Raw genomic sequence first — 13,442 nt, forward strand, 5'->3', positions numbered from 1 at the left:
TGGATTTTCCAGGGTTTTTTTATGGCGGTTAGTGGGTCATTTAGAACTTTTTTCTTGTTATTGTTCATGTACATCCTTACCCCATACCCCTTCGTGACACCAGAATGACTTCATCAAATAATAATTTGCGATCCCAATACAGATAAACAGCAAAATGACAGGAAGCTTGATCAGCATCTTATTTTCCTCCAGTTGTTTTTCTTATAATCTACCTCGGCTCAAGCCGATTGATCTTTGATGCTTGGTGCTTTTTAGGTTGAATTTTAGTATCCTAGTCTATTCATTAGAAGCTCATCAGGATTTATGTCAGTCGAAAGCGCGCCTCTTCAAGGAATCACTCTCTATAGTCATGCCGATGACTTTCGTTCCCATTGGATTCGCTATGTGCTTACCGAAAAACAGATTAAATATAACCTGATTTTGGTGGATGCCGATGATGAGGATCTGGCCAGTCTCAATCCTTATAATCAATTGCCGATGCTGATCGAAAATGAACTTAAATTATTTAATACTTCGATTATCTCAGAATATGTAGATGATCGTTATCGTCAGAATAAACTGTATGCCGATGCTCCAATGCCCCGCGCAGAGCAACGACAATACATCTGGCGCTTTGAAAATGACTGGTTAAAGCTGGCTGATATCATGTTACGCCATCCTGATACGCTGGATAAGAAAGCGAGAACTCAGGCACAAAAGCAGTTACAGGATATCCTGATTTCACTGATGCCACTCTTCCAGCATTTTCCCTATTTTATGTCTGAACAATTTAGTATCCTGGATTGTATGCTGGCACCAATTTTTATCCGTCTGAAACAGATGGGTGTAGAATTACCACAGCAGCAATGCCGTCCGTTTTATTTATATTGCCAACGAATTTTTAGTCGTCCTGCCTTTGTGAAATCCATGACATTGCAGGAAAAGAACCGTTATTCAGTGCAACTCAAACATCCATAGAGAAACATCATGTCCGAACAAGAATTCAACCTTAGCCCTACCCGTCCCTATATGGCACGTGCAATCTATGAGTGGGTTTGCGATAACAATATGACGCCTTACCTGCTGGTGGATGCCACACGCCCAAATACCATGGTTCCTGAGCAGTTTATTAAAGATGGACAGATTGTTCTGAATATTGTGCCACATGCCGTGCATGCGCTGCATATGAGCAATGATGCCATTAGCTTCTCGGCTCGCTTTGGTGGCGTTTCTCGTGATATTTATGTTCCTATGGCAGCAGTACTCGGTATTTATGCACGTGAAAATGGTCAAGGTTTATTCTTTGATCCAAGTGAATATGAGCATACACAAAATGATGAAGATGCTTTAAAATCAAGCACTGAAGAACAAACTGAACAACCAAAGAAAAAACCGACTTTAAGACTATTAGATTAAAAATAATGGAGCAAGTGAATGGCTTTTGATTTAGTACAATATTTTGTTGAACAGATAGAGACTCAAAAGCCTGAGCTTCTAAAAGACTATACAAAAGAAGAAAGACGAAAATATATATCAGAAATCAATGCCTTAACTTTAGGTAAACTTATTACTGAATGGCGTCATAACCCACAAAAAATTTATAATGAAATCAACCATCCTGATGAATTATATATCCTGGAAATCGTGCGTCATCTCGCTACCAGTCCGGAAAATCAATCTACCTTGGATCGAGCTCAGCTTGAGCACAGTACTTCAGAAATTTTTCATTTACAACTTATCGAATTAAAACAACTGCATGATACCGGCAATCATAATATCCATAGCATCCAGGAATTACTGACCGGGCAAATTGAACATTTATCTGGTCAAGCAGATGATTGGGTTTGGACAACAAACAAGCTAACAGAACTCAAAGGCTCTAAACCAATTGTGCAAGAAGAGCTATCATTGGAAGCATCAATGAAGGAGTTTAATCAAATGGTAAGCCAGAATCAGCAGCATCAAGATGTCGAAGAAGTCATTGTTATCAATACCCCAACATGGGCAAAGATTGCTGAGCCCATCGTAGCGATTGCCATTCTTTGGGTATTAATCGCAGCCGTAATGCGTGTATTCGGCTAAAATGGTCTGCAATAAAAAAACCAGCGAATCGCTGGTTTTTTATTTTGTAAAATTTATAAGATCAGCTTGTAAACTCTTATAGCGCTAGCTTTACAGAGATCCCAATAGATCAAACAAATCGACAGGACTCATCCGCCTCAGAAGAATCTGATTAGCTTCGAGATATAAATACGTTAAAGATCTTATCTAAAAACCCGCGCATAAAAAAACACCCCCGGCCTTATGGTCGGGGGTGTTTAGGAATAATGAGCTGGCGATGACTTACTCTCACATGGGTAACCCCACACTACCATCAGCGCTAAGAGGTTTCACTTCTGAGTTCGGGAAGGGATCAGGTGGTTCACTCTTGCTATGGTCGCCAGCACAACTGTTTATGACTATTTGCTTGGGTCTAACCTCAGAGCAGTGCTCTTCGTGCCTAGCTTTCATCAAATGAGTTATTAACAGGTATATCTGAGTTGGGTATTTTGTTCTTTAGCGTTCACTAAATCAAGCTGTTTTGCTGAATATCGAATCGATTGATGCTTAATACAACAACTGTTTGGGTGTTGTATAGTCAAGCCTCACGAGCAATTAGTATTGGTCAGCTTCACATATCACTATGCTTCCACATCCAACCTATCAACGTCGTAGTCTTCAACGGCTCTTTAGGAGACATAAAGTCTCGGGGAAATCTTATCTTGAGGTAGGCTTCCCGCTTAGATGCTTTCAGCGGTTATCCCTTCCGAACATAGCTACCCGGCGATGCCACTGGCGTGACAACCGGTACACCAGAGGTTCGTCCACTCTGGTCCTCTCGTACTAGGAGCAGATCCTCTCAAATTTCCAACGCCCACGGTAGATAGGGACCGAACTGTCTCACGACGTTCTAAACCCAGCTCGCGTACCTCTTTAAATGGCGAACAGCCATACCCTTGGGACCTGCTTCAGCCCCAGGATGAGATGAGCCGACATCGAGGTGCCAAACACCGCCGTCGATATGAACTCTTGGGCGGTATCAGCCTGTTATCCCCAGAGTACCTTTTATCCGTTGAGCGATGGCCCTTCCATACAGAACCACCGGATCACTAAGACCTACTTTCGTACCTGCTCGACTTGTGGGTCTCGCAGTTAAGCGCGCTTTTGCCTTTATACTCTACGCGTGATTTCCGACCACGCTGAGCGCACCTTCGTACTCCTCCGTTACTCTTTAGGAGGAGACCGCCCCAGTCAAACTACCCACCAGACATGGTCCTCGTCCCGGATAACGGGACAGAGTTAGAACCTCAATATTACCAGGGTGGTATTTCAAGGACGGCTCCATCGCAACTAGCGTCGCGACTTCAAAGCCTCCCACCTATCCTACACAAGTAAGATCAAAGTTCAATGTCAAGCTGCAGTAAAGGTTCACGGGGTCTTTCCGTCTAGCCGCGGGTACACCGCATCTTCACGGCGAATTCGATTTCACTGAGTCTCTGCTGGAGACAGCGCCCCCATCATTATGCCATTCGTGCAGGTCGGAACTTACCCGACAAGGAATTTCGCTACCTTAGGACCGTTATAGTTACGGCCGCCGTTTACTGGGGCTTCGATCAAGAGCTTCGCTTACGCTAACCCCATCAATTAACCTTCCAGCACCGGGCAGGCATCACACCCTATACGTCCACTTTCGTGTTTGCAGAGTGCTATGTTTTTAATAAACAGTTGCAGGGGCCTGGTTTCTGAGGCTGTCGGCCGCTCAAGGAGCAAGTCCTATCACAGACAACAGCGTACCTTCTCCCGAAGTTACGGTACCATTTTGCCTAGTTCCTTCAGCAGAGTTCTCTCAAGCGCTTTGGTCTACTCGACCTGACCACCTGTGTCGGTTTCGGGTACGATTCCTGTGTAACTGAAGCTTAGAGACTTTTCCTGGAAGCATGGTATCAGCCACTTCACTGTACAAGTACAGCTTGCTATCAGTTCTCAGCATAGAGTACCCCGGATTTGCCTAAGATACATGCCTACAACCTTCCACCTGGACAACCAACGCCAGGCTGACTTAACCTTCTCCGTCCTCTCATCGCATTACACAGAAGTATTGGAATATTAACCAATTTCCCATCGACTACGCCTCTCGGCCTCGCCTTAGGGGTCGACTCACCCAGCCCCGATTAACGTTGGACTGGAACCCTTGGTCTTTCAGCGTGCGAGTTTTTCACTCGCATTGTCGTTACTCACGTCAGCATTCGCACTTCTGATACCTCCAGCAGACTTCTCAATCCACCTTCATCGGCTTACAGAACGCTCCCCTACCACGCATAATAAATTATGCATCCGCAGCTTCGGCATATAGTTTTAGCCCCGTTACATCTTCCGCGCAGGCCGACTCGACTAGTGAGCTATTACGCTTTCTTTAAAGGGTGGCTGCTTCTAAGCCAACCTCCTAGCTGTCTATGCCTTCCCACATCGTTTCCCACTTAACTATAATTTTGGGGCCTTAGCTGGCGGTCTGGATTGTTTTCCTCTTGACTACGGACGTTAGCACCCGCAGTCTGTCTCCCGGATAGTACTCATTGGTATTCGGAGTTTGCATCGGTTTGGTAAGTCGGGATGACCCCCTAGCCGAAACAGTGCTCTACCCCCAATGGTATTCGTCCGAGGCGCTACCTAAATAGCTTTCGGGGAGAACCAGCTATCACCAAGTTTGATTAGCCTTTCACCCCTATCCACAAGTCATCCCCTGGCTTTTCAACGACAGTGGGTTCGGTCCTCCAGTTAGTGTTACCCAACCTTCAACCTGCTCATGGATAGATCACCTGGTTTCGGGTCTATACCCAGCAACTAAACGCCCTATTAAGACTCGGTTTCCCTACGGCTCCCCTATGCGGTTAACCTTGCTACTGAATATAAGTCGCTGACCCATTATACAAAAGGTACGCAGTCACCGGACTAAGCCGGCTCCCACTGCTTGTATGCATGCGGTTTCAGGATCTATTTCACTCCCCTCACAGGGGTTCTTTTCGCCTTTCCCTCACGGTACTGGTTCACTATCGGTCAGTCAGGAGTATTTAGCCTTGGAGGATGGTCCCCCCATATTCAGACAAGGTTTCACGTGCCTCGCCCTACTCGACATCATCATATAAGCCCTTTCGTGTACAGGACTATCACCATCTACGGTCGCACTTCCCAGAGCGTTCCACTAGAACTTATATGACTTAATGGGCTCTTCCCCTTTCGCTCGCCGCTACTGAGGGAATCTCAATTGATTTCTTTTCCTAAGGGTACTGAGATGTTTCACTTCCCCTCGTTCGCCTTGCAACACTATGTATTCATGTTGCAATACCTACCTTATGGTAAGTGGGTTTCCCCATTCAGACATCTCCGGATCACAGGATATTTGCCGCCTCCCCGGAGCTTTTCGCAGGCTATCACGTCTTTCATCGCCTCTGACTGCCAAGGCATCCACCACATGCACTTAATTACTTGACTATACAACCCCAAACAGTCGTTTATCCTTACAAGTGGGATAAGCAACAGATCGTGTCTTTCAACACTCTCATACAGTTGGCGTTTCGTAGATTTAACTACTGTACAGCTTCAATTAGATTCATATACCAAAACGCTTGATTCAGTTAATTTCGCTAGAACTCATTTCATTCAACTTTCACAATTGCTTGCTAGGTTGTTTAAAACGAGTTTGAACAAATTATTTCAACTCAAATATATTCTGTTAATGATTTTTCCAGCCTTCGTCAGGTCAGGAAACTGTGATAAATCACAGAGGTTATCAAGTCCGCGTATCATAACGCTTGTACTTGTTAATCTCTAGGATCTAAACACTTGATCGCTTAAGGACTAAACTAACAATCAACTGATTGTCTATTTATTAGCTTTTGTCTTTATACATTCCGAAGGAATGTATGGTGGAGACTAGGAGAGTCGAACTCCTGACCTCCTGCGTGCAAAGCAGGCGCTCTACCAACTAAGCTAAGTCCCCAGCTTATCAATAAGTCAATGTATCTTTTCTTCTGTAGTCAGATAGTGGTGGGTCTGACAAGACTTGAACTTGTGACCCCACGCTTATCAAGCGTGTGCTCTAACCAACTGAGCTACAGACCCTCAGATACATCGTATGAAGAACAACTTGTTGTGGATTCTTACCAATCGTCAATCTTTCGTTAAGGAGGTGATCCAGCCGCAGGTTCCCCTACGGCTACCTTGTTACGACTTCACCCCAGTCATCTGCCACACCGTGGTAAGCGTCCCCCCTAAGGTTAGACTACCTACTTCTGGTGCAACAAACTCCCATGGTGTGACGGGCGGTGTGTACAAGGCCCGGGAACGTATTCACCGCGGCATTCTGATCCGCGATTACTAGCGATTCCGACTTCATGGAGTCGAGTTGCAGACTCCAATCCGGACTACGATCGGCTTTTTGAGATTAGCATCCACTCGCGTGGTAGCAACCCTTTGTACCGACCATTGTAGCACGTGTGTAGCCCTGGTCGTAAGGGCCATGATGACTTGACGTCGTCCCCGCCTTCCTCCAGTTTGTCACTGGCAGTATCCTTAAAGTTCCCGGCTTAACCCGCTGGCAAATAAGGAAAAGGGTTGCGCTCGTTGCGGGACTTAACCCAACATCTCACGACACGAGCTGACGACAGCCATGCAGCACCTGTATGTAAGTTCCCGAAGGCACCAATCCATCTCTGGAAAGTTCTTACTATGTCAAGACCAGGTAAGGTTCTTCGCGTTGCATCGAATTAAACCACATGCTCCACCGCTTGTGCGGGCCCCCGTCAATTCATTTGAGTTTTAGTCTTGCGACCGTACTCCCCAGGCGGTCTACTTATCGCGTTAGCTGCGCCACTAAAGCCTCAAAGGCCCCAACGGCTAGTAGACATCGTTTACGGCATGGACTACCAGGGTATCTAATCCTGTTTGCTCCCCATGCTTTCGCACCTCAGTGTCAGTATTAGGCCAGATGGCTGCCTTCGCCATCGGTATTCCTCCAGATCTCTACGCATTTCACCGCTACACCTGGAATTCTACCATCCTCTCCCATACTCTAGCCAACCAGTATCGAATGCAATTCCCAAGTTAAGCTCGGGGATTTCACATTTGACTTAATTGGCCACCTACGCGCGCTTTACGCCCAGTAAATCCGATTAACGCTTGCACCCTCTGTATTACCGCGGCTGCTGGCACAGAGTTAGCCGGTGCTTATTCTGCGAGTAACGTCCACTATCCAAGAGTATTAATCTCGGTAGCCTCCTCCTCGCTTAAAGTGCTTTACAACCAAAAGGCCTTCTTCACACACGCGGCATGGCTGGATCAGGGTTCCCCCCATTGTCCAATATTCCCCACTGCTGCCTCCCGTAGGAGTCTGGGCCGTGTCTCAGTCCCAGTGTGGCGGATCATCCTCTCAGACCCGCTACAGATCGTCGCCTTGGTAGGCCTTTACCCCACCAACTAGCTAATCCGACTTAGGCTCATCTATTAGCGCAAGGCCCGAAGGTCCCCTGCTTTCTCCCGTAGGACGTATGCGGTATTAGCATCCCTTTCGAGATGTTGTCCCCCACTAATAGGCAGATTCCTAAGCATTACTCACCCGTCCGCCGCTAGGTTAAGTAGCAAGCTACCTTTCCCCGCTCGACTTGCATGTGTTAAGCCTGCCGCCAGCGTTCAATCTGAGCCATGATCAAACTCTTCAGTTTAAAATCAGTAGTACCTTTAAAGGGCACCAATCTTGGCTCATCAATTTTCTGACAAATATTTCTCAAATAAACTTCGAGTAATTTCTACCATCAATCAATGAAAATAATTTCGATCGATCAACCAGTAAAAATCCACACAAGTTGTTCTTCATAATCTCTTAATGATCTTTCTAACACCTCGTCAGTGCTAGAAGCTGGACTTCGATAAACTTAACAACTCCGCCATTCTGCTTCGTTCGTTTCCGTCTATCTCGTCGGTATGGGTGCATTCTAGAGGATTTCAGAATCATTGCAACCCCCAATTCACTATATTTTTCACGTATGTCTTTTTTTTCTACAAAAATTACTAAAAAATCGCTTTTTTATCTAATTTTTAAGCGTTTTTATGCAATAAACCCACTAAACACTTCATTTTATTTTTATAACTGAAAATTCATTTAGACCTAAAAACTATCACAATAATATTTAAAACAGTATTTTTAGCCTTTTGATATTGAAATCTTGTCTTTTATTTAAATTAGCTCGTCAAAAGAAAACCAAAATTCCCCTACCTTGCCCAACAAACCGATCTAAATCCTAGACTCCTCAATTGATGAGTTATTTTTGACGTAAAAAGCTTTTATAAAAGCCTATTCTTAGGCTGCTATATAAAAAAAGTATTCATTTTTAGTTTTCGAATCCCAAAACCATGCTTAGATCACTTATATATAGAAGATAAAGTCTGTTATTTTGCATTAAGCGACTTTTTCCTGTTGTTGCTGTCTAAGCCAGTACTGCATAACTTCTACAATCATGTCTTTCTTGCCCTGATAATCCTCGGCAATAAAGAATAATTTCGCGCGTCGCGGTAACTGCTCTTCAATCAGGGAAAATAAAAAGTAATGCGCGGCCAGATCAAGCTGCATAAATAAAGTATAGACAGATCCATAGAGTTGCTGTTTTTGTTCGACCGGCTGGTATTCAAATAAGAACCGTAATATGCAATCGATCTGTTCATCAAAAATATCTTCTGTTGGAAAGCGATACATTCAATCACCTCTGCTTTAATTTTTTATGTTTTGCACTTTTCTTTTGGAGTCAATTGAAATGAACTCACCCTTAGAGGTCATTCACCTAAGTTCGATTTGCTGATTAATTTTAAGTTTAGTTGTTCAACAAGAAGAGTAGGCATGCAGATTTATATTTTGATTACGCAATCAGAATAAATAAAAAAGGAAGAGATCTCTCCCAAAATCTCCTCCTTAGAATTGAATCTTTACCCGATCCATTATGTCATTATTATAGTTATTCGCTTTAAAGCTTTTAAAAAGAGCCTCTTGGAAAAGAGACTTCTCAGTTGTGGAGTACTATTATTTTTACTACCCTCTAGATGCTCTAAACGAATTCTCTAGATGAATAAATCCTATACATAATAAAGATGAAAAGCAAGTGATTTGGGAAAAATTAACTCTTGTTTTCATAGGGTTTTTTTGACTTTACTTATTTGATTTTTAAATATAGAACATCAACAAAAAAAGCAGACCGAAGCCTGCTTTTATTTCAATAACTTATCCGTTTTTTAGTCAATAAAAGTGACTTTAGCGATTGCTTTTTTACTGGCCTGAACAATCAAAGTTACGTTCTCTTTCACAGAATAGGTCGTATCTACAGTCTGCCAATCCACTTTCACTGCACCACGGCCTAATGCATCCTTAGCCTGGGCTGCATTTTTGGTTAAGCCGGCTTCACGTAAAATCGAGGTAATAAAGATTTCCCCACCAAACTCGCCACGTGAAATAGTTACTTCTGGCGTACCTTCGGGTAATTCACCTTCAGTAATGATATTGCCCGCGCCTTTATGCGCATTGGCAGCCGCCTCTGCACCATGGAAACGCTCAACCAGCTCCAGTGCAAGAATCTTTTTGACTTCTTGCGGGTTACGGCCTTCTGCCACTTCTTTTAATAGTTGCTGAATTTCTTCAATGGTTTTGAAGCTCAGCAGATCAAAATAACGCTCAATCAATGCATCCGGCATTGAGAGCACTTTCTGGTACATCGCGCCCGGTGCATCAAATACACCAATATAGTTACCTAAAGATTTAGACATCTTGTTGACGCCATCTAAACCTTCAAGGATTGGCACTGTGATACAGACTTGAGCTTCTTGGTTATAGCGACCTTGTAAGGTACGACCCATCAACAAGTTAAAGGTTTGGTCTGTACCACCCAATTCAACATCTGCTTCCAGCGCAACAGAGTCATAGCCTTGTACCAATGGGTACAAAAATTCATGAATCGCAATTGGCTGCTGGTTGTTATAACGCTTGGTGAAGTCATCACGCTCAAGCATACGTGCAACCGTTTGCTGTGATGCCAATTGAATTAAATCAGCCGCAGTTTTTTGTGCAAACCACTCCGAGTTAAACACCACTTTGGTTTTGTTTGGATCAAGAATTTTAAATACTTGTTCTTGATATGTTTTAGCGTTCTCTAAAACCTGTTCACGTGACAATGGCGGACGTGTAGCACTTTTTCCGGTTGGGTCACCGATCATCGCAGTATAGTCACCAATTAGGAACAACACTTCATGACCCAAGTCTTGGAATACTTTTAACTTATTAATAAGAACTGTGTGGCCCAAGTGCAAATCAGGTGCAGTCGGGTCAAAACCCGCTTTAATTTTTAATGGACGATTCAATTTTAATTTCTTGAGAAGGTCTTCTTCAGAAATAATTTCGTGGGTGCCTCGTTGAATGAGGGCAAGTTGTTCTTCAGCCGGCAGGAAATTTGACATCACAAAATCCAATACATCAGTTACTCAATTTGTGCGATATACTAACACTTTTTCAGCATATTGCAGGCTTAAGAATAACCATGACAGCGATCTATATTGGGGTAATGACCGGCACGAGCATGGATGGTGTCGATATTGTTGCTGCTTCTTTTGATCCACTCCAGCTTCATGCCACACTCACTTTGGCATTTGATCCTGACCTTCGGGATGAGCTGATGGCACTGACTTTGCCGGATGACAATGAAATTGACCGCATGGGCAAGGCTGATGTTGCACTGGCACAAATGATTGGTCATGGTATTAATGCGCTGATTGAAAAAAACAACCTAGACAAATCCAGAATTAAGGCGATTGGCTCGCATGGCCAGACTATCCGGCATCGTCCTGAACATGGTTTCACCCTGCAAATTGGTGATCCGAACATCATTACTGAAATTACCCAGATTCCGGTGATTTCAGATTTTCGTCGTCGTGATCTGGCGGCAGGTGGTCAGGGAGCGCCTTTAGTTCCGGCATTTCATCAGGATATTTTCCAGCATGACAGCATTCACCGGGTCATTTTAAATCTGGGTGGTATTGCCAATGTCAGCCTGCTGCCTGCCGGCAAGCCTGAAGAGGTGTATGGTTTTGATACCGGACCGGCTAATATCTTGATGGATGCTTGGTGTTCCCGTTATACCGGCCAGCCTTTTGATGAAAATGGTAACTGGGCAGCCTATGGCACCCCGATTCGCAGTTTGCTTGATCGCTTGCAGTCACACGAATTCTTCTCCAAAGAACCTCCGAAAAGTACTGGTCGTGAAGATTTCAACCTGGAATGGCTGGATGAACAGATTGCTGACTGGCGCAATGACCTGCAATACGATGAACTGGAAGATACTCCGGAAAATGTACAGGCGACTTTATTAAAGCTCACCACCCGAGCCATTAAAAAAGCAATTTACCGCTCTGGCATGGATACCGGACAGGTTTTTGTTTGCGGGGGCGGTGCCTATAACTCACATTTACTCGAGCAACTGCGCTGGCGCCTACGCAAGCATGAATGGAGCGTACAAACTACGGCCGATCTTGGTTTAAGCCCGACTTGGGTTGAAGCCACGGCCTTTGCCTGGCTGGCCATGCGTTTTATGAATCAGCTGAATGGTAACCTGCCAGCAGTCACTGGTGCTGCTGGATATCGCATCCTCGGTACCATTACTGCTGTTTAAATTCAGCTAATTACTATTAGCTTGCATGACTATATAGCTACTCAAAAACAGTCATCAAAAAAGGTCTGCATAAATGCAGACCTTTTTTGATTTTAAATTTTATGCTCAAGAATTTATTGCATCATGCGTTTGGCATTTTCATTTCTAAAGGCCCGCAGAATCTGCTGACCAGCACGACCTGTTGGACTTAAGCCCAAACGCTGCTGTTCCTGACGAATCGCCTGACGGGTTTTATCTCCAATCAGACCATCTACCGCACCAATGTCATAACCTCGATTCAATAAAAATTGCTGGATCTCACGACGCTCTGCACGCGAAGTTCCCGGATCATCAGTAGGCCATGTGGCCATAAATGAACCTTTACCTTGCAGGCGATCGGATAAATGTGCAATCGCCAAGGCATAACTTTCTGCCGCGTTATAGCTATAAATGGCATCAAAATTTTTAAATACCAAAAATACTGGGCCACTCGGGCCTGCAGGTGCAAGTAATCCTGCTTGAGAGGATTGTGATAAATTTCCTTGAACTAATGCCGAACCATCGGCACGTACCACCCCTTGATTGTTCCAACTACTCAAGGATTTTTTATTTCTTCGACCTTCACCGGAAACCGACATGCCTTGCGGAATCTTGACTTCAAAACCCCAAGGCTGTCCGCTCTGCCAGCCACGCTTGCTTAAAAAGTTGGCAGTTGATGCGAGTGCATCCGGAATGCTCGAAACTAGATCACGTCGGCCATCACCATCAAAATCAACTGCAAGCTCATCATAAGTCGATGGCATAAACTGGGTATGACCAAATGCGCCTGCCCAGGAACCCTTTAATTGTTCTTCACGCACATCGCCACGCTGTAACAGTTTCATAGTGGTAAAAAACTCACCACGGAAATAACTCTGGCGACGACCTTCACAGCTCAAAGTTCCTAAAGCCTGTAATAAAGGATATTTCCCCGAAATATCACCAAAATTACTTTCGACACCCCATACCGCAACTACCGTTTCTGCAGGTATACCATAGGTGGCAGCAACACGATTGAGCACCTCACGATGTTGCTGTAATTTTTGCCGGCCGAGCTGAACCCGTTCTTCATCCACCAAACCAGACAGATAATCCCAAATTGGGGTAGAAAATTCAGGCTGGTAATTCAGGCGTTCAATCACTGAATAATCAGGGCTTAAGTTTTGGGTATAACGATCATAGGTACTGCCGCTTACACCTCTAGCAACAGCTTGACTGCGCAAATTGGCGAGACAGTTTTGAAAATTATTTTGGGAGGCATAATTCGGGATATTTGAACTAGAGGTCAAATCAGTCGGCGTGACACGTTGACCATTAATAATAAGTTCAGCCTGTGCCTGTGAAGCAGCCAAGACCACAGAACCAATAAAAAGTGCAAGCCGTTGCATAAGACCCTTGAGTATTTAGATTTTGAATTATGTTTCTACCTTAGCAGCTCATGATGAAAATTAAAGCGCCAATGCGTAAATTTAAATTCATAATTCCTACACTTTTAAATTCATTTTGTAATCTTTAAATTTAAACATGAGTTATCCACAAGCCTGATTTAAATTCAAATCAGCGGGATTTTTAAATTCAAATTCAAAACACTTGCAATCAGTTTTGAATTTAAAAATTACTGGGGATAACTTGTTTCAGGAAAAGCGAGTCATGATCATCAACATGCTCTAATTACACTAGTTTTCATTTTAAATTCATTTGAATAAT

7 protein-coding genes, 2 tRNA genes and 3 rRNA genes are annotated in these 13,442 nt (G+C 44.0%); 4 read left to right on the forward strand and 8 right to left on the reverse strand.

The annotated features are described in order from the left end of the window. Window positions 1-303 precede the first annotated feature (303 nt). Genes AC13CK_RS13830 through AC13CK_RS13840 form a run of 3 tightly spaced genes read left to right on the forward strand, consistent with a single transcriptional unit; the run spans window position 304 to window position 2,061 of the window. Window positions 304-957: a glutathione S-transferase N-terminal domain-containing protein gene (locus AC13CK_RS13830; RefSeq protein ID WP_153566430.1), complete on the forward strand. Its 654-nt coding sequence runs from the start codon at window positions 304-306 to the stop codon at window positions 955-957. 9 nt (window positions 958-966) lie between these two features. Then, window positions 967-1,395, forward strand: a complete 429-nt coding sequence (locus tag AC13CK_RS13835; protein ID WP_191112653.1) for a ClpXP protease specificity-enhancing factor — start codon at window positions 967-969, stop codon at window positions 1,393-1,395. An 18-nt stretch (window positions 1,396-1,413) separates the two neighbouring features. Next, on the forward strand, window positions 1,414-2,061 hold the full coding sequence (locus tag AC13CK_RS13840; protein ID WP_482831267.1) for a hypothetical protein: 648 nt from the start codon (window positions 1,414-1,416) through the stop codon (window positions 2,059-2,061). Between the two features lie 248 nt (window positions 2,062-2,309). Here AC13CK_RS13840 and rrf read toward each other — a convergent pair. From rrf to tyrS, 7 genes are all read right to left on the reverse strand, one after another. After that, window positions 2,310-2,424 (reverse strand): 5S ribosomal RNA (gene rrf, locus AC13CK_RS13845). 189 nt (window positions 2,425-2,613) lie between these two features. Further along, window positions 2,614-5,508, reverse strand: a 23S ribosomal RNA gene (locus AC13CK_RS13850). Window positions 5,509-5,940: 432 nt separating this feature from the next. Further along, window positions 5,941-6,016 (reverse strand) — tRNA-Ala (locus AC13CK_RS13855). A gap of 45 nt (window positions 6,017-6,061) precedes the next feature. After that, window positions 6,062-6,138 (reverse strand) — tRNA-Ile (locus tag AC13CK_RS13860). A gap of 60 nt (window positions 6,139-6,198) precedes the next feature. Then, window positions 6,199-7,736 (reverse strand): 16S ribosomal RNA (locus AC13CK_RS13865). Together the 16S, 23S and 5S rRNA genes with 2 tRNA genes alongside form the textbook arrangement of a ribosomal RNA operon. A gap of 734 nt (window positions 7,737-8,470) precedes the next feature. Then, window positions 8,471-8,764, reverse strand: a complete 294-nt coding sequence (locus tag AC13CK_RS13870) for a hypothetical protein (RefSeq protein ID WP_482831268.1) — start codon at window positions 8,762-8,764, stop codon at window positions 8,471-8,473. A gap of 530 nt (window positions 8,765-9,294) precedes the next feature. Further along, window positions 9,295-10,509 carry a tyrosine--tRNA ligase gene (gene tyrS, locus AC13CK_RS13875; protein ID WP_005245575.1) on the reverse strand — a complete coding sequence of 405 codons (1,215 nt, stop codon included), beginning with the start codon at window positions 10,507-10,509 and terminating at the stop codon, window positions 9,295-9,297. 80 nt (window positions 10,510-10,589) lie between these two features. Here tyrS and AC13CK_RS13880 point away from each other — a divergent pair, with 80 nt between their 5' ends. Continuing rightward, a complete protein-coding gene (locus AC13CK_RS13880; RefSeq protein ID WP_180087478.1) occupies window positions 10,590-11,717 on the forward strand; it encodes an anhydro-N-acetylmuramic acid kinase in 1,128 nt (375 codons plus the stop codon). A gap of 113 nt (window positions 11,718-11,830) precedes the next feature. On the opposite strand, the gene AC13CK_RS13885 is transcribed toward AC13CK_RS13880, so the two are convergent. Next, window positions 11,831-13,123 (reverse strand): lytic murein transglycosylase, encoded by a 1,293-nt coding sequence (locus AC13CK_RS13885; RefSeq protein WP_044112805.1) that lies wholly within the window; start codon window positions 13,121-13,123, stop codon window positions 11,831-11,833. Window positions 13,124-13,442 lie beyond the last annotated feature (319 nt).

It is taken from the genome of Acinetobacter sp. L-24, assembly GCF_056857555.1.